The following is a 17,554-nucleotide window of genomic DNA, read 5'->3' on the forward strand; positions in this document are numbered from 1 at the left end:
GGTGGAGCTACCGCGTGTAAAAGAGGGGATGTCTCGGCCTGCCTGTACCAAGGTCCCCGAAGGGTGGAGCTACTGCGTGTAAAAGAGGGGATGTCTCGGCCTGCCTGTACCAAGGTCCCCAAAACTGGAGCGACTGCGAATAAAAGAGGGGTTCACCCGGCCTGCCTGTACCGAGGCCCCCGAAACTGTAGGTACAGGTCTTATTGCAGATGGCGTGCCAGTTTTGAAATACCCGGAAACAGGCGGGTTTAGGGTGATTTGGCCGACTTTTGAGGGGGTTTGTGCCTTAGCAAGGTGCAGCGGGCACAGGATCGGTGCAGGAAGCATTACCGAGTTCAGTCAAGGGCGCTTGGGTTTTAGTGTCGATATCGGCATTTGCCATCCATCGAAACGGAGATGAATCATGAGCGAAGACAAGCAGCCCACCACCGTGGAGCAGGCGATGAAGATCCTGGATGATCTGTCCCAGCTGGGGAAAGTCGAAGAGATCGGGAAGGGCGGCCAGCAGTCGCTGGCGCTTCTGGTCGATAAGCTCCTGGGTGTCCGTGGGGCCTTCGACAAGTGGCGGGCCAAAGCCCAAGCAGAGTAATTGATCCAAATGCTGGTCGCCCTACACCACTGGCCTGCCAGATTGGCCGGTGGTGCAGGGCAGCGACGGGTTTGAGGATTGGGACTTAACCTTCCTCGTCTCCATCGTCATCCGAGGCATCGACATTCATGCCCAGTTCCTTGATCTTGCGGGTCAGCGTGTTGCGACCCCAGCCCAGCAACACCGCGGCATCCCGGCGACGGCCAGCAGTGTGCTTGAGCGCTGTCTCGATCATGATCCGCTCGAAACTGGGCACCGCGCTGTCGAGCAAGTTCGACTGCCCGCGTGCCAGTGCCTGGTCGGCCCACTGACGCAGGGCCTGCTCCCAGTTGGTCACCGGGGCGGCGTCCTGAGGCAGGTTGAGCAGTTCAGGGGGCAGGTCGCCAATCAGCACTTCGCGGCTGGATGCCATCACCGTGATCCAGCGGCAGGTATTTTCCAGCTGGCGCACGTTGCCCGGCCACGGCAGGTTACGGATGAACTCCTCGGTCTCAGGCTTCAGCAGCTTCGGCTCGACCGCCAGCTCCTGGGCCGCGCGGCCGAGGAAATGACGAGCCAGGGCCGGAATATCTTCACGACGGTCCGCCAGGCGCGGAATGTGGATACGGATCACATTCAGGCGGTGGAACAGGTCTTCACGGAACTTGCCAGCCTGTACCAGGGATTCGAGGTTCTGGTGCGTCGCGGCGATGATGCGCACATCGACCTTCACCGGAATATGGCCGCCGACCCGATAGAATTCGCCATCGGCCAGGACCCGCAGGAGACGGGTCTGGGTGTCGGCGGGCATGTCGCCGATCTCGTCGAGGAACAGCGTGCCACCGTCGGCTTGCTCGAAGCGGCCACGGCGCAGGTTGGCCGCACCGGTAAATGCGCCTTTCTCGTGGCCGAACAGTTCCGATTCCATCAGATCCTTGGGAATGGCCGCCATGTTCAAAGCGATGAACGGCGATGCCGCTCGCGGACTGTGGCGGTGCAGGGCGTGGGCCACCAACTCCTTGCCGGTACCGGATTCGCCGTTGATCAGTACGGTGATGTTGGAGTGGCTGAGGCGGCCGATGGCGCGGAATACCTCCTGCATGGCCGGCGCTTCGCCGATGATTTCCGGCGTGCGCGCCAGGCTTTGCGGAACATCCAGTCCCTGCTGCTCCTGTGCGTGCTGGTTGGCCCGCTTGACCAGCGAGACTGCCTCGTCCACGTCGAACGGCTTGGGCAGGTACTCGAAGGCGCCGCCCTGGTAGGACGCCACTGCGCTGTCCAGGTCCGAGTGGGCCGTCATGATGATGACCGGCAGGCGTGGGTGCTGTTCGCGGATCTGTGCCAGCAGGTCGAGGCCGCTGGCACCCGGCATGCGGATGTCAGAGATGATCACATCCGGTTGCTGGCGGGCCAGCCGGCTCATCACGCCATCGGCGCTGTCGAAGCTCTGGGTGGCCATGCCTTCCTGTTGTAGGGCTTTTTCCAGGACCCAGCGAATGGAACGATCATCGTCGACGATCCATACGGTTTCACTTCGGCTCATGAGGCAGTGGCTCCTTGTTCCAGGGGCAGGAAGATCGAGAAAGCGGTATGGCCGGCATGGCTTTCGCACTCGATCAGGCCCTGGTGCTGGCTGATGATGTTCTGGGTGATGGCCAGGCCCAGCCCGGTACCGTCCGGGCGTCCACTGACCATGGGATAGAAGAGGGTGTCCTGCAGTTCCGCCGGAATGCCTGGGCCGTTGTCGATGATCTCGACCCGGGCGACCAGGCGGTGGCGCACATGGCCGATGGTGAACTGACGCACCGCACGGCTGCGCAGGGTGATGCGGCCAAGGCGCAGTTCGTTCTGCGAGCTGATCGCCTGCATGGCGTTGCGCACGATGTTGAGCACCGCCTGGATCATCTGCTCGCGGTCGATCAGTACGTCTGGCAGGCTAGGGTCGTAGTCACGCACCAAAGTGATGCAACCCTGGCTTTCGGCCTCCACCAAGCTGCAGACCCGCTCCAGCACCTCATGGATGTTGGTCATGGCCAATGACGGCAGCTTGTTCGAGCCGAGCATCCGGTCGACCAGATTACGCAGGCGATCGGCCTCTTCGATGATTACGTTGGTGTAGTCGCGCAGTCCGTCATCGGGCAGTTCGCGCGATAGCAACTGCGCCGCGCCGCGAATGCCGCCAAGGGGGTTCTTGATTTCATGGGCCAGGCCGCGCACCAGCATCTTGGTGGTTTCCTGCTTGCTCAGCTGGGCTTCTTCCTTGGTGATGCGCAGCAGTCGGTCACGCGGGTGCACCTCCAGCAGCAGCAAGGTATTGCCCAGGTGCAGGATTGGCGTGACGGCATAATCGACGGTGATGGTCTGGCCGGTCAGCGACGTCAGTTGCGCCTCGCGCTTGGTGAACGGGTGTGCCTGTTCCACCGCCTGGCGCAGCGAATTGAGCGCTTCGGTCGATTCGGTGAACAGCTCGCTGATGAACTGCCCGTGGCTGCGCTGACCGCTGACTGCCAGAAGCATTTCGGCAGCCGGGTTCATGTACTCCAGACGCAGCTCCGAATTGAGCAGGAGCGTGGCCGTGGTCAGGTTGTCCAGAAGCAGACGGTGCTGTGCATCGCTGATGGTCATAAGGCGTCGGTGACCTCTTTTTGCGCTGGCGTATCCTTGGCCGTGCCAGGGATGGGGGCGCTATGGATCCGCTGATGCCAGGAAAATGCAAGAAACAAACCAAAGCTCCGAAAAGAAGCGGTATTCCGTGACAAAGTCCCGAAATTGCGCTTATTCGGATCAAAAAGCGGTGGTTTAACGTTTCAAGTGACCTTTTTTGGGCTGCAGCGTGGGGCGTCGATCATTGTTGCGCACCAATATAGAGCATAGCGATGGTCAGGACTTCACGCACAGCTGCGCCGTGGCTCGGACCAGCGCTATGTGCCGTAGCGGATCATTGGTGCGTTGTTGCAGTGCGCTAGCCAGCTTTTTCGGGCAGTCACGCATGTCGAGCAGGTCAAAACGGCGGAGCTCGTCCAGCAAAGTCGCTTGAAGCGTGTCCAGCCGTGGGCGAAGTTCGTGCACGAGGTCGCGGGATGTGCTGGTGGGCTGACTGCCCAGGGCATTCCAACGATCGATCAGCGTGTATTGAACGAGCTTGTTGGCTTCGATCTGGTCGCTGAAGAATGCCGCTGCGCGAGGTGGATCGAGGTCGTAGTCGGGCGCATCCTGGCGGACCTTGGCCAGGACTTGCTGCTCGCGTTCAGGGGCTTGGACCGGTAGCGTGAGTTTCCATTTGTGCGTCGCGACCGAAACAGCAAGGTCCAGGCGGTGTTCGATGGCGGTGAGCAACGGGTCGAATTCGGGCTGGGTGGGCGAGGTTGCGCGGCAGCCGTTAAGGGCCAAGGCCAAGCACATCATGGCGGGGATAAGGCGCATGTTGATCTCCTTTTCGTGGAGACCTGAGTGTGGCCAGTCTGCGGGCTTTCACTTGTAGGAAGCTGCTGATAGGTCTGTGCGTAAACAAAAACGGCCTTCGTATGAAGGCCGTTTCTGGTGATTCAATCAGCGCAGCGCGCCGATGTCATCAAACGCTGTAGTACAGGTCGTATTCCAGCGGGTGAACGAAGGTACGGACCTTGATCTCTTCTTCCGATTTCAGCTCGATGTAGGCATCGATGAAGTCGTCGGAGAACACGCCGCCCTTGGTCAGGAACGCACGGCCCTTGTCCAGCTCTTCCAGAGCTTCCTTCAGGCTGCCGCAAACCTGCGGGATTTCCTTGGCCTCTTCAGGCGGCAGGTCGTACAGGTTCTTGTCGGCTGCATCGCCGGGGTGGATCTTGTTCTGGATACCATCCAGACCAGCCATCAGCAGGGCGGCGAAGCACAGGTACGGGTTGGCAGCTGGGTCCGGGAAGCGCGCTTCGATACGGCGGGCTTTCGGGCTGGAAACGTAAGGGATACGGATCGAGGCCGAACGGTTACGGGCCGAGTAGGCCAGCATGACCGGCGCTTCGAAGCCAGGTACCAGACGCTTGTAGGAGTTGGTCGCCGGGTTGGTGAAGCCGTTCAGGGCCTTACCGTGCTTGATGATACCGCCGATGAAGTACAGGGCGGTGTCGGACAGGCCGGCATAGCCTTCGCCCGAGAAGGTGTTCTTGCCGTCTTTGGAGATCGACATGTGAACGTGCATGCCGGAGCCGTTGTCGCCGTACAGCGGCTTCGGCATGAAGGTAGCGGTCTTGCCGTAGGCATCGGCAACGTTGTGCACGCAGTACTTCAGGGTCTGAACTTCGTCAGCCTTGGTGACCAGGGTGTTGAAGCGCACACCGATTTCGTTCTGGCCGGCAGTGGCCACTTCGTGGTGGTGAACTTCGACGACCAGGCCCATTTCTTCCATGGCGTTGCACATGGCGGTACGGATTTCGTGGTCGTGGTCGCACGGCGGAACCGGGAAGTAGCCGCCTTTCACGGCAGGGCGGTGGCCCTTGTTGCCGCCTTCGACGTCCTGATCGGTCATCCAGGAGCCTTGCTCGGAGTAGATCTTGAACATCGAGCCCGAGATGTCGGACTTGAACTTCACCTGGTCGAAGATGAAGAACTCAGGCTCCGGGCCTACCAGTACGGTGTCACCGATACCGGTCGACTTCAGGAATTCTTCGGCACGCTTGGCGATGGCGCGTGGGTCGCGGTCGTAGCCTTGCATGGTGGACGGCTCGATCACGTCGCAGACCAGGATCAGGGTCGGCTCTTCGGTGAACGGGTCCAGGACGGCGGAGGAGTCGTCCGGCAGCAGGATCATGTCGGAAGCTTCGATGCCTTTCCAGCCTTCGATCGACGAGCCGTCGAACATCTTGCCAGCTTCGAAGAAGTCGTCATCCAGCGCGTCGCGAGCGGGCATGGTGACGTGGTGCTGCTTGCCTTTGGTGTCCGTGAAACGCAGATCAATCCACTTGACGTCATGATCTTTGATGAGTTGAACCGACTTCGACATGTTGTCCTCCGGATGGTCTAGGGCGCTTAGCCGCTGCCCTGGAAAAAGGGTGTCGCCGGGCGCGCATAGTCGGCCAAGCTTACCTGCCTCACAAGAGAGCAAATTGCATGCCAGTGCCCAAAAATGGCGAGGGCGGGATAAAAGGGGGCGTTTACGGGCATCTGGCCGGCGTCTGGCGTACAAAAGTGCATCTTTTGAGGGCGCTTTCTGGTGCTCGCGCACCAAATATGTGCGTGTCGTGGTTTTTGTGGTGCGCCTGAGGTCGCACCGCCCGCGCGGCGCATCGCGAGCAAGGCTCGCTCCTACATTTGTTTCTGGCCTATGAGGTCTGTGGGATCTACGCGCGAACGCCTTGGTGCCCGGCACGATATCGCGGCGTACACACAAGGCGGTCGCGCGCGCCTGTCATTGACGTTAGTGGCCAGGAACAAATGTAGGAGCGAGCCTTGCTCGCGATGCGTCGCGCGGGCGGCATTCGATCTCACAGGCAGCGGAAAACCCGCCCCCGGCATCCCCTCCCAAACGCGCTGACCAAAAGTTGGTCAAAACCTGAGCAATATCCGCTATAATTCGCGCCCCTCATTTTCGGCAGGCCCTGCGCGCGCTGTTAACCAATGAAACTTATCGTCAAAGTCTTCCCAGAGATCACCATCAAGAGCCGGCCGGTGCGCAAGCGTTTCATCCGTCAGCTCGGCAAGAATATCCGTGTCGTGCTCAAGGACCTGGACCCTGAGCTCGCGGTCGATGGTGTCTGGGACAATCTCGAAGTGGTCACCCGCATCGAGGACGAGAAAGTCCAGCGCGAAATGATCGAGCGCCTCACCTGCACGCCGGGTATCACCCATTTCCTGCAGGTCGAAGAATACCCGCTGGGCGACTTCGACGATATCGTCGCCAAGTGCAAGCAGCACTTCGGCCACCTGCTGGCCGGCAAGCGTTTCGCCGTGCGCTGCAAGCGCGGCGGCCATCACGATTTCACCTCGATGGACGTTGACCGCTACGTCGGCAGCCAGTTGCGTCAGCAGTGCGGCGCCGTCGGCATCGACCTGAAGAACCCGGAAGTGCTGGTGCGCATCGAAATCCGCGATCAGCGCCTGTACGTCATTCACAACCAGCACAACGGCATCGGCGGCTACCCGCTGGGTGCCCTTGAGCAGACCCTGGTGCTGATGTCCGGTGGCTTCGACTCCACCGTGGCGGCCTATCAGATGATGCGCCGCGGCCTGATGACCCACTTCTGCTTCTTCAACCTGGGCGGCCGTGCCCACGAGCTGGGCGTGATGGAAGTGGCCCATTACTTGTGGAAGAAGTTCGGCAGCAGCCAGCGCGTGCTGTTCATCAGTGTGCCGTTCGAGGAAGTGGTCGGCGAGATTCTGAACAAGGTCGACAACAGCTACATGGGCGTGACCCTCAAGCGCATGATGCTGCGCGGTGCCGCGCGCATGGCCGAGCGTCTGGAAATCGATGCGCTGGTCACCGGCGAGGCGATTTCCCAGGTTTCCAGCCAGACCCTGCCGAACCTGTCGATCATCGATTCGGCTACCGACAAGCTGGTACTGCGTCCGCTGCTGGCCAGCCACAAGCAGGACATCATCGACACGGCCTCCCAGATCGGCACCGCCGAGTTCGCCAAGCACATGCCCGAGTACTGTGGCGTGATCTCGGTGAACCCTACTACCCATGCCAAGCGTCACCGCATGGAGCATGAAGAGAAGCAGTTCGACATGGCCGTGCTTGAGCGCGCCCTGGAGCGCGCCAAGTTCATCTCCATCGACCATGTGATCGACGAGCTGGGCAAGGACGTCGAAATCGAGGAAGTGGCGCAGGCCTTGCCTGGTCAGATCGTCATCGACATCCGCCACCCCGATGCCCAGGAAGACGAACCTCTGGTCATCGACGGTATCGAAGTCCAGGCCATGCCGTTCTATGCGATCAACAGCAAGTTCAAGCACCTGGATGCCAACCGCCAGTACCTGCTGTATTGCGACAAGGGTGTGATGAGCCGTCTGCACGCACACCATCTGCTCAGTGAGGGACATGCCAATGTGCGTGTTTATCGTCCGACATAAGACGCCAGGGCTGTATGGCGGCAGCATCCGCCATCGCCCTCCCGACAGCCGGCCCCGCTGAGCCTTATGCCTTACATATTGGCCGCCTAGACTGGGCGGCAACCCGAATCCTCTGATCGAGATACAGTTGTGATCGAAAATCTGCGTAACATCGCCATCATCGCCCACGTTGACCATGGTAAAACCACCCTGGTCGACAAACTCCTGCGCCAGTCCGGCACCCTGGAGCGTAACGAGCTCAACGACGAGCGCGTCATGGACTCCAACGACCAGGAAAAAGAGCGCGGTATCACCATCCTGGCGAAAAACACCGCCATCCGTTGGAACGACTACCGCATCAACATCGTCGACACCCCCGGCCACGCCGACTTCGGTGGCGAGGTTGAGCGTGTCATGTCGATGGTCGACTCGGTGCTGCTGCTGGTCGATGCCCAGGACGGCCCGATGCCGCAAACCCGCTTCGTGACCAAGAAGGCCTTCGAAGCTGGCCTCAAGCCGATCGTCGTGATCAACAAGGTCGACCGTCCGGGCGCGCGTCCTGACTGGGTACTGGACCAGATCTTCGACCTGTTCGACAACCTCGGCGCCACCGACGACCAGCTGGACTTCCAGGTTGTCTACGCCTCGGCCCTGAACGGCATCGCCGGTCTGGACCACACCAACATGGCCGAAGACATGACCCCGCTGTACCAGGCCATCGTCGACCACGTTCCGGCTCCGACCGTTGACGTCGACGGCCCGTTCCAGATGCAGATCTCCGCGCTGGACTACAACAGCTTCCTGGGTGTTATCGGCGTAGGCCGTATCGCCCGTGGCCGCGTCAAGCCGAACACTCCGGTCGTCGCCATCGACACCGAAGGCAAGAAGCGCAACGGCCGTATTCTCAAGCTGATGGGCCACCACGGCCTGCACCGTGTCGACGTCGAAGAAGCTACCGCTGGCGACATCGTCTGCATCAGCGGTTTCGACGAGCTGTTCATCTCCGACACCCTGTGCGACATGAACCACGTCGAGGCGATGAAGCCGCTGACTGTCGACGAGCCGACCGTTTCGATGACCTTCCAGGTCAACGACTCGCCGTTCTGCGGCAAGGAAGGCAAGTTCGTCACCAGCCGTAACATCAAAGAACGTCTGGACAAAGAACTGCTGTACAACGTTGCCCTGCGCGTCGAAGAAGGCGACTCGGCTGACAAGTTCAAGGTTTCCGGCCGTGGTGAGCTGCACCTGTCGGTACTGATCGAAACCATGCGCCGTGAAGGCTTCGAGATGGCTGTAGGCCGTCCTGAAGTGATCATCCGTGAGGTGAACGGCGTCAAGCAGGAACCGTACGAGAACGTCACCATCGACATCCCTGAAGAATCCCAGGGCAAGGTCATGGAAGAAATGGGCCTGCGTAAGGGCGACCTGACCAACATGGCGCCGGATGGCAAAGGCCGTGTTCGTCTGGAGTACAACGTCCCAGCTCGCGGTCTGATCGGTTTCCGTAACCAGTTCCTGACCCTGACCAACGGTGCAGGCATCCTGACCTCGATCTTCGATCGCTATGACACCATGAAGCCTGGCCAGATGTCCGGCCGTCTGAACGGTGTTCTGGTTTCGATCGAGACCGGCAAGGCCCTGACCTACTCGCTGGAAACCCTGCAGGCTCGTGGCAAGCTGTTCATCGAGCACGGCCAGGATATCTACAACGGTCAGATCATCGGTCTGAACAGCCGTGACAACGACCTGGGCGTCAACCCGACCAAAGGCAAGAAGCTCGACAACATGCGTGCTTCGGGCAAGGACGAAGTCATCGCCTTGGTTCCGCCGGTTCGCCACACGCTGGAACAGGCCCTGGAATTCATCCAGGACGACGAGCTGTGCGAAGTCACGCCGAAGTCGATCCGTCTGCGCAAGAAGATCCTGGACGAAGGCGAGCGTACCCGCGCTGCCAAGAAAGCCAAGGCTTGATCGTCTAGCTTGAGTTGAAACGAAAACGCCCCCGGTCGAAAGGCCGGGGGCGTTTTTGTTTGCCTGCTGTTCCTGAGAGAACAGGGCAGGCAGGCGATCAGCGGGTTGTGGCCTTGGGCTTGTAGGCGCAGTACCCCGGGCGAGGCCCGACCTTCGGATGGTTCCGGCAGGTATCCGGTCGCTTGTCATAAATGGTGCACAGCCGGCTCTTGCGATCCAGATAGAGGCAATCGTCGTTGCTCATCCGCGTCAGGGTGAAAATGCCTGACTTCTGGTTGAAACGCTCGATGATGCCGTCTTTCTGCAGGCGTTTGGCGATGTTCTTCGGCGGCTCGTCCTTCTCGAACTCGTCTACCACGCCGATGCGGATCAAGTCTTTGATCTTCACTTCAACCGGCAGGGTGCAGCAGGTCGAATGGCAGCCCCCGCACATGTGGCTGGCATAGCGCTGCCAGGTTTCCAGGCGGTCTACTTCGGCCGCGGCAATCAGGGTCGTTTTCATCGTTTTTTAAGAGGTGAATCACGGTCTTGGGGCGCGCGATCATACCGGAGTTGTTCAAATTGTGAACAACCTTTTGCCGGAATCGTAAAGCGGGCATGAAAACTGCGAACAGGTGCTGTCACTCCTTGTCGAAGGGTCTAGTCTCAACACTCTCCCTCCGCTTTCGTCAACTTGCCCGAGGATGCCGCATGTCCCAGGAACCCAAAGCACGTGACGCCGAGGTGGCCGAGTTCCGTGCCGCTGTACTGGCCAAACTGACCTATGCGGTCGGCAAGGACCCAGAGCACGCTTTCGACCATGACTGGTTCGAAGCCATCGCCCTGGCTGCCCGCGACCACATGGTCGAACACTGGATGGATCACACCCGTCGCGCCTATAGACGCAGTCAGAAACGGGTCTATTACCTTTCCCTGGAGTTCCTCATCGGTCGGCTGCTGTATGACAGCCTGAGCAATCTGGGCCTGCTGGACATTGCCCGTGAAGCCTTGGAAGGGCTGGACGTGGACCTTGAGCGGATTCGCCTGCTGGAGCCGGATGCAGCGCTGGGCAACGGTGGCCTGGGCCGGTTGGCGGCGTGCTTCATGGAGAGCATGTCGACCCTGGGCATCGCGGCCCATGGCTATGGCATTCGCTACGAGCATGGCCTGTTCCGTCAGGCGGTGGTCGATGGCTGGCAGCAGGAACAGACCGAGAACTGGCTGGATTTCGGCAACCCCTGGGAGTTCGAGCGGGCAGAGGTCATCTACCCGATCAGCTTCGGTGGCAGCGTCGAGACGGTACACGATGCCAATGGCCAGCAGCGCCAGGTATGGTGGCCGGGCGAAACGGTGCGGGCGGTGGCCTACGATACGCCGGTAGTCGGCTGGCGTGGCGCCAGCGTCAATACCTTGCGGCTATGGCGTGCCCGGGCGCTGGAAGAGCTGCATTTGGAGCGCTTCAATGCGGGCGACCACCTGGGCGCGGTGGCCGAAGTGGCAAGGGCCGAGAGCATTTCGCGGGTACTGTACCCCGCGGACAGCACCGAGGCCGGCCAGGAACTGCGGCTGCGTCAGGAATACTTCTTCGTGTCCGCCTCGCTGCAGGATTTGCTGCGCCGCCACCTGAACATGCACAAGGACTTCCTCAACCTGCCTGATGCGGCCGCCATCCAGCTCAACGATACCCACCCCTCGATTGCCGTGGCCGAGTTGATGCGGCTGTTGGTCGACCAGCATGAAGTGCCTTGGGACAAGGCCTGGGAGCTGACCGTCGGCACGCTGGCCTACACCAATCACACGTTGTTGCCCGAGGCACTGGAAACCTGGCCTGTGGCCCTGATGGAGCGCATGCTGCCACGGCACATGCAGATCATCTATCTGATCAACGCCTACCATATCGACGCCTTGCGCGCCAAAGGCCTGCACGATTTCGACGTGCTGCGCGCGGTCTCGCTGATCGAGGAGGACAATGGCCGCCGTGTGCGCATGGGCAACCTGGCGTTCCTCGGTTCGCACAGCGTCAACGGTGTTTCGGCGCTGCACAGCAAGCTGATGAAAAGCACCGTGTTCGCTGAGCTGCACAAGCTCTACCCGCATCGAATCAACAACAAGACCAATGGCATCACCTTCCGCCGCTGGCTGTATCAGTCCAACCCGCCGCTGACCGCGATGCTGGTCGAGGCGCTGGGGCCAGAGCTGTTGGATGACCCGGAAGGGCGCCTGGCCAATCTGGTGCCTTTCGCGGACAAAGGCAGTTTCCGCAAGCAGTTCGCCGCCCAGCGCCTGCACAGCAAGCGTGCGCTGGCCAGCATCATCCAGGACCGCCTGGGGGTGACGGTCAATCCCGAGGCGCTGTTCGACGTGCAGGTGAAGCGTATCCACGAGTACAAGCGGCAATTGCTCAACCTGCTGCACACCGTGGCGTTGTACCAGGCGATGCGCGCCGAGCCCGGTACCGCGTGGGTGCCACGGGTGAAGATCTTCGCCGGCAAGGCGGCAGCCAGCTATCACCAGGCCAAGCTGATCATAAAGCTGGCCAATGACATCGCCCGTGTGGTCAACAACGACCCGACCGTGCGCGGGCTGCTCAAGGTGGTGTTCCTGCCCAACTACAACGTCAGCCTGGCCGAAAGCATTATCCCGGCGGCAGACCTTTCCGAGCAGATCTCCACAGCCGGGTACGAGGCGTCGGGCACCAGCAACATGAAGTTCGGCCTCAACGGCGCACTGACCATCGGGACCCTGGACGGCGCCAACGTGGAGATGTGCGAGCAGGTCGGTGCCGACAACATGTTCATCTTCGGCCTGACCGCCCAGCAGGTGGAGACGCGGCGCCGTGCCGGGGACTTCGGTGCCGGTGCCGCCATTGCCGCCTCCACGCGCCTGAGCGACGTATTGCAAGCAATCCGCAGCGGGGTGTTCTCGCCAGACGACCCCTCGCGCTATGCTGGGCTGATCGATGGCCTGGTGGCCCATGACCGGTTTCTGGTATGCGCCGACTTCGACGCCTATTGGGATGCCCAGCGACGGGTGGAGGAGTTGTGGCACAAGCCGGAGGAATGGTGGCGCATGGCGGTACTGAATACGGCGCGAATGGGCTGGTTCTCGTCTGACCGGACCATACGCGAGTACGCCACCGAAATCTGGAAGGCGCTGGATTGATGCAAAGGGGCCGCGACGCGGCCCATCGCCGGCTATTCGGCACCTGCCGTAAGCTCGCGCGGGAGACGGCTTGCCGGCGACCGGCCCCGACCATTGGCAGGGCGGTGGCTGAACTCAAGGCAGCAAGATGAGTCTCTTTGCTCGCTAGCATTGAACACTCCCTGTAAACTGCGGGGGTTTTCTCCCCCTATCCTTTCGGAGCCATACATGTCCCGCGTTACCCTGAGTCGCTATCTGATTGAGCAGACCCGCAGCAACAATACCCCTGCCGATCTGCGCTTCCTGATCGAAGTGGTGGCGCGTGCGTGCAAGGAAATCAGCCACAACGTGTCCAAGGGCGCCCTGGGTGGCGTGCTGGGTAGCATGGGCACTGAAAACGTGCAGGGCGAAGTACAGAAGAAACTGGACGTCATCTCCAACGAGATCCTGCTCGAAGCCAACGAGTGGGGCGGTCACCTGGCCGGCATGGCCTCCGAGGAAATGGACAACGCCTACCAGATCCCGGGCAAATACCCCAAGGGTGCTTACCTGCTGGTCTTCGACCCGCTGGATGGCTCGTCCAACATCGACGTCAACGTCTCGGTCGGCACCATCTTCTCGGTACTGCGCTGCCCGAACGAGTACCTGAGCCAGAACGAAACCCTGAACGAAAAAGCCTTCCTGCAGCCAGGTACCCAGCAGGTCGCCGCCGGTTATGCCATCTATGGCCCGCAGACCATGCTGATCCTGACCCTGGGCAATGGCGTCAAGGGCTTCACCCTGGACCGCGAGCTGGGCAGCTTCGTCCTGACCCACGAAAACATTCGCGTACCGGAAAGCACCGCCGAGTTCGCCATCAACATGTCCAACCAGCGTCACTGGGAAGCCCCGGTTCAGCGCTACGTGGGCGAACTGCTGGCTGGCGAGACCGGCCCGCTGAACAAGAACTACAACATGCGCTGGATCGCCTCGATGGTGGCCGACGTACACCGCATCCTGACCCGTGGTGGCCTGTTCATGTACCCGCGCGACGCGCGCGAGCCGAGCAAGCCGGGCAAGCTGCGCCTGATGTACGAAGCCAACCCGATGTCCTTCATCATCGAGCAGGCGGGTGGCGCTTCCACCAACGGTTACGATCGCATCCTCGATATCCAGCCAGAAAGCCTGCACCAGCGCGTGTCGGTCATCCTGGGCTCGAAGGAAGAGGTCGAGCGCGTTACCGCTTACCACAAGGAGTAAGACATGCTCGCACCTTGGCAGCCGTTGCTGGAGTGGTGGTTCGGTTGGGGCACCAGTCCCCAGGCCGTGGCTGACGAGAAGAGCACGTTGTGGTTCGGCAAACACCACGACGGCGAGGCTCAGGCGCTGTTCGGCGAGCTCGTCGAGCAGGCCTTGGCCGGCGGCCTCGATGAATGGCAGCAAAGCCCGCAAGGCTGGCTGGCCCTGCTGATCCTGCTGGACCAGCTGCCGCGCATGATCTACCGCGACACGCCGCGCGCCTTCGACGGCGACCGGCGTGCCCAGGTGGTTGCCATGCAGGGGCTGCAGAAGGACTGGGATTACCAGCTGCTGCCTATTCAGCGGGTGTTCGTGCTGCTGGTGCTGGAGCATGCCGAGGTGCTGGACTGGCAGAACCTGTGCGTCGAGCGTTACCAGATCCTGCTCGATGAACAGCCGGAGGCGAACCGCCGGTTGTTCGAAGGGTTCCTCGACTATGCCGAAAAGCACCAGCGGGTAATTGCCCGGTTCGGGCGTTTCCCGCATCGCAACCTGGTGCTGGGGCGGCCGAGCACCAGTGAAGAGATGGACTTTCTGCTGGAGCCTGGGTCCAGGTTCTAGCGCCGTGCGCCGGCTCCCACAAGACGCGTAGGAGCCGGTTTGCCGGCGATGCGGCCCGCCATCTCAGATCCGGAAACTCCCCACCAGCTGTTTCAACCGCTCCACCTGGTGTTCGAGGTCGGTGCAGGCACGCAAGGTGCTCTGCAGGTTTTGCACGCCTTCCTGATTCAATGCATTGATCTCGGTAATGTCGACGTTGATCGACTCCACCACGGCAGTCTGTTCTTCGGTAGCGGTCGCGACCGACTGGTTCATGCCATCGATTTCCCCAATGCGCTGGGTCACGCTGCTCAACCGTTCACCCGCCTGATTGGCGATGCCAACGCTGTGGTCGCTGTGCTGTCGGCTCTGGTTCATGGTGCTGACCGCCACCTGCGCGCCGGCCTGCAGCTCTTCGATCAGGCGCTGTACCTGCTGTGCCGATTCCTGGGTGCGATGGGCCAGGTTGCGTACCTCATCGGCCACCACGGCAAAACCACGTCCGGCCTCGCCCGCGCGAGCAGCTTCGATCGCGGCGTTGAGCGCCAGCAGGTTGGTCTGCTGGGAAATACCGCTGATCACATCGAGAATCTGGCCGATGTTCGCGGTGTGTGCGTTCAGCGTTTCGATGTTGCCGCAGGAGTCGCTGATGCGCGCCGACAGCTGGTTCATCACCTCTATCGTGCGACCAACCACCTGGTAGCCATCCTCGGCCAGGCCTCGTGCTTCGCTGGAATGCTGCGAGGCCAGCGCCGCGTTCTGGGCGATTTCCTGGGCCGCGGCACCCAGCTGGTTGATGGCCGCGGCCACGCTGCTGGTGCGGCTGGACTGCTGGTCGGCATTGTCGATCGAGGCATTGGAGGCCGACACCACCTGTGCCGCTACCGCATTGACCTGGCCAGTGGCCGAGGCGACTTCGCGGATGGACTCGTGGATTCGCTCGACGAAGCGGTTGAACGATTTGCCGAGGCTGCCGAATTCGTCCTGAGCATGAATGGTCAGGCGGCGGGTCAGGTCACCTTCACCTTCGGCGATGTCATGCATCGCGCGTCCCATCAAGTGCAGTGGCTCCATCAGCACGCGGATCAGCAGGCTCAGCAGGCCGATGATCACCACCACCGCAATCAGGGTCGCGACGATGGCCGAGGTGCGTAGCTCGCCCAGCATGGCGAAGGCCGCGTCTTGGTCGAGGACCAGTGCCACGTACCAATCAGCAGAGGGTACGCCGTCGACATGGGTGAAGCTGATGAACTGCTTGCGCCCGTCCAGCTCGACCTCCTGCAGGCCGCTGGTGGTGCGCGGCGGAGTGCCTGGATAGACGTCGGCCAAGGTCTTGAGCGCAAGTTCGGCCTTGGGGTGGATCAGGATCTTGCCTTCGCCGTTGACGATAAATGCATGCCCGCGGCCATCGAAGTCCAGGGTGTTGATCAGGTTGCTGATGGTCTGCAGGTCGGTGTCTACGCCGCTGACGCCAATCAGCTTGCCAGCCTGTTGCACCGGCGTGGCCAGGGTGATCACCAGCTTACCGGCGGATGCCGAGATGTAGGGTTCGGTGACGATGGTCCGGTTGGCGGCGCTGGCGGCCTTGTACCAGCCTCTTGCACGAGGGTCGTAGTCGGCGGCGCGGTTGCCGACCGGTACCGACTGCATGCTGCCATCCTGGCCGCCGAAGTAGGTGAGTTGGAAGTTGCTGCCATACACCGGCAGCGACAGGCTGCGGTCGAGGCTGGCCTTGCCAGGGCCGTCCAGCGCGACTTGCTGGGCCAGCGAGTCGAGCAGTTGGATGCGGCTGTCGAGCCAGTTGTGGATGTTGCCCGCCGTCAGATTGCCCAGGTCCCTCAGGGTAGCTTGCGTATCGCTGCGCAGCGACTGACGTTGTCGGTAGTCGTTGAACAGGACGAAACAGGTGAAGGCGACCGCTACCACGAGGGCGGCGGCCAGCAGAATCTTGTGGCTGAACTTCAGGTTCTTGGTCATGAATACGGTCTGCGCAAGGCAAGTCGGAGGGAGAGGGTGTGGCAATCCGCCACAGCGCCGCTCGCTGTGTCGACCTGGCGCAAGGAAACCTTAATCGTTTGCGCAGCGCCAGCCGACCGACGGTGCATGTGTAAAGGGTGGCATCCAGGGAACCAGGGAGGGTTTTTCCCGTCGAAGGACACTGCAGGCCACTCGCCTGCACCTACTTGTCCAGGAGTGTCCCTTCATGTCGTTGCGTTCCCTCGCCCTGTTGTCCTTGTGCGTCGTCCTGACTGCGTGCAGCAAGATCAATCAGGAAAACTATTCCAAGCTCAAGGCCGGTATGAACAAGGCCGAGGTCGAGCAACTGCTCGGCACGCCCACCGAGTGCTCTGGCGCACTGGGCATGAGCAGCTGCACCTGGGGGGACGAAAAGAGCTTCATCAGCGTGCAGTACGCAGCTAACAGGGTTCTGATGTACTCAGGGCAGGGTCTCAAATGAAGCGTCTGCACCTGCTGCTGGGTCTGTGCCTGGTGATGCTGCTGGGGGGGTGCGCCACGTCGGCCAACGACCCGCTGGCACCAAAGACCGCAGGCAACGTCGACCTCAAGCGTTACCAAGGCAAGTGGTACGAGCTGGCCCGACTGCCAATGCCTTACCAGAGCGAATGTGCCCAGTCAGAGGCCCATTACAACCTCAAGCAGGATGGCTCGTATGGCGTGCTCAACCGGTGCCGGACAATGGGCGACGAGTGGTTGCGCGCCGAGGGGCATGCCAACATTCAGGAGCCTGGCCATACCGACAAGTTATGGGTGGAATTCGATAACTGGTTCACCCGCCTGGTACCGGGTCTGACCAAGGGCGAGTACTGGATCCTGTACGTGGATGACCGTTACCGCACGGCAATCGTCGGCAGCCCGGACCGCAAGTACCTGTGGATTCTTTCGCGCACGCCGACCTTGCCGGCCTGGGAGCGCGAGAACCTGTTGTCCAAAGCCCGGCAGCAGGGTTATGACACCAGTCGCTTGATCTGGCGCACGGCCGACAAGCAGATCGTGCAGATGCATTGATGCCAGCCTCCTCGCCGGCATCCA

General features: G+C 61.2%; 14 protein-coding genes. 8 read left to right on the forward strand and 6 right to left on the reverse strand.

From position 1 onward, the window contains the following. Positions 1 to 403 precede the first annotated feature (403 nt). On the forward strand, positions 404 to 589 hold the full coding sequence (locus VXM67_RS03990; protein ID WP_023378274.1) for a hypothetical protein: 186 nt from the start codon (positions 404 to 406) through the stop codon (positions 587 to 589). A gap of 85 nt (positions 590 to 674) precedes the next feature. Here the strand turns inward: VXM67_RS03990 and ntrC are convergent, their stop codons facing one another. The 4 genes from ntrC to glnA all read right to left on the reverse strand — a co-directional run bounded on the left by ntrC (position 675) and on the right by glnA (position 5,546). Continuing rightward, on the reverse strand, positions 675 to 2,111 hold the full coding sequence (gene ntrC / locus VXM67_RS03995; protein ID WP_186598241.1) for a nitrogen regulation protein NR(I): 1,437 nt from the start codon (positions 2,109 to 2,111) through the stop codon (positions 675 to 677). Next, a complete protein-coding gene (glnL, locus tag VXM67_RS04000; protein ID WP_023378276.1) occupies positions 2,108 to 3,193 on the reverse strand; it encodes a nitrogen regulation protein NR(II) in 1,086 nt (361 codons plus the stop codon). Before glnL ends, ntrC begins: the two co-directional genes overlap by 4 nt. A 255-nt stretch (positions 3,194 to 3,448) precedes the next feature. Continuing rightward, positions 3,449 to 3,991: a chorismate mutase gene (locus VXM67_RS04005; RefSeq protein WP_027907928.1), complete on the reverse strand. Its 543-nt coding sequence runs from the start codon at positions 3,989 to 3,991 to the stop codon at positions 3,449 to 3,451. Between the two features lie 148 nt (positions 3,992 to 4,139). Further along, positions 4,140 to 5,546, reverse strand: a complete 1,407-nt coding sequence (glnA, locus tag VXM67_RS04010; RefSeq protein WP_023378279.1) for a glutamate--ammonia ligase — start codon at positions 5,544 to 5,546, stop codon at positions 4,140 to 4,142. 614 nt (positions 5,547 to 6,160) lie between these two features. Between glnA and thiI the strand changes: the two genes are divergently transcribed. Both thiI and typA read left to right on the forward strand, forming a co-directional pair. Further along, positions 6,161 to 7,615 carry a tRNA uracil 4-sulfurtransferase ThiI gene (gene thiI / locus VXM67_RS04015; RefSeq protein WP_023378280.1) on the forward strand — a complete coding sequence of 485 codons (1,455 nt, stop codon included), beginning with the start codon at positions 6,161 to 6,163 and terminating at the stop codon, positions 7,613 to 7,615. Positions 7,616 to 7,744: 129 nt separating this feature from the next. Then, a complete protein-coding gene (gene typA, locus VXM67_RS04020) occupies positions 7,745 to 9,565 on the forward strand; it encodes a translational GTPase TypA (protein ID WP_023378281.1) in 1,821 nt (606 codons plus the stop codon). Positions 9,566 to 9,662: 97 nt separating this feature from the next. On the opposite strand, the gene VXM67_RS04025 is transcribed toward typA, so the two are convergent. Beyond that, entirely contained in the window at positions 9,663 to 10,067 is a 405-nt protein-coding gene (locus VXM67_RS04025; RefSeq protein WP_023378282.1) for a YkgJ family cysteine cluster protein, read from the reverse strand. Between the two features lie 188 nt (positions 10,068 to 10,255). Here VXM67_RS04025 and VXM67_RS04030 point away from each other — a divergent pair, with 188 nt between their 5' ends. The 3 genes from VXM67_RS04030 to VXM67_RS04040 all read left to right on the forward strand — a co-directional run bounded on the left by VXM67_RS04030 (position 10,256) and on the right by VXM67_RS04040 (position 14,524). Further along, on the forward strand, positions 10,256 to 12,706 hold the full coding sequence (locus VXM67_RS04030; protein WP_027907930.1) for a glycogen/starch/alpha-glucan phosphorylase: 2,451 nt from the start codon (positions 10,256 to 10,258) through the stop codon (positions 12,704 to 12,706). A 207-nt stretch (positions 12,707 to 12,913) separates the two neighbouring features. Beyond that, a complete protein-coding gene (locus tag VXM67_RS04035; RefSeq protein WP_023378284.1) occupies positions 12,914 to 13,924 on the forward strand; it encodes a class 1 fructose-bisphosphatase in 1,011 nt (336 codons plus the stop codon). A 3-nt stretch (positions 13,925 to 13,927) separates the two neighbouring features. Next, entirely contained in the window at positions 13,928 to 14,524 is a 597-nt protein-coding gene (locus VXM67_RS04040) for a DUF924 family protein (RefSeq protein ID WP_023378285.1), read from the forward strand. 63 nt (positions 14,525 to 14,587) lie between these two features. On the opposite strand, the gene VXM67_RS04045 is transcribed toward VXM67_RS04040, so the two are convergent. Next, a complete protein-coding gene (locus tag VXM67_RS04045) occupies positions 14,588 to 16,480 on the reverse strand; it encodes a methyl-accepting chemotaxis protein (protein ID WP_367237508.1) in 1,893 nt (630 codons plus the stop codon). 226 nt (positions 16,481 to 16,706) lie between these two features. On the opposite strand from VXM67_RS04045, the gene bamE reads away from it, so the two are divergent. Then, complete coding sequence (bamE, locus tag VXM67_RS04050) at positions 16,707 to 16,961, forward strand: outer membrane protein assembly factor BamE (RefSeq protein WP_367237509.1); 255 nt, start codon at positions 16,707 to 16,709, stop codon at positions 16,959 to 16,961. Further along, positions 16,958 to 17,530 (forward strand): lipocalin family protein, encoded by a 573-nt coding sequence (locus VXM67_RS04055; protein WP_023378288.1) that lies wholly within the window; start codon positions 16,958 to 16,960, stop codon positions 17,528 to 17,530. Before bamE ends, VXM67_RS04055 begins: the two co-directional genes overlap by 4 nt. Positions 17,531 to 17,554 lie beyond the last annotated feature (24 nt).

The sequence above is a fragment of the Pseudomonas sp. Rh2 genome (assembly GCF_040762985.1).
Lineage (GTDB): Bacteria > Pseudomonadota > Gammaproteobacteria > Pseudomonadales > Pseudomonadaceae > Aquipseudomonas > Aquipseudomonas taiwanensis.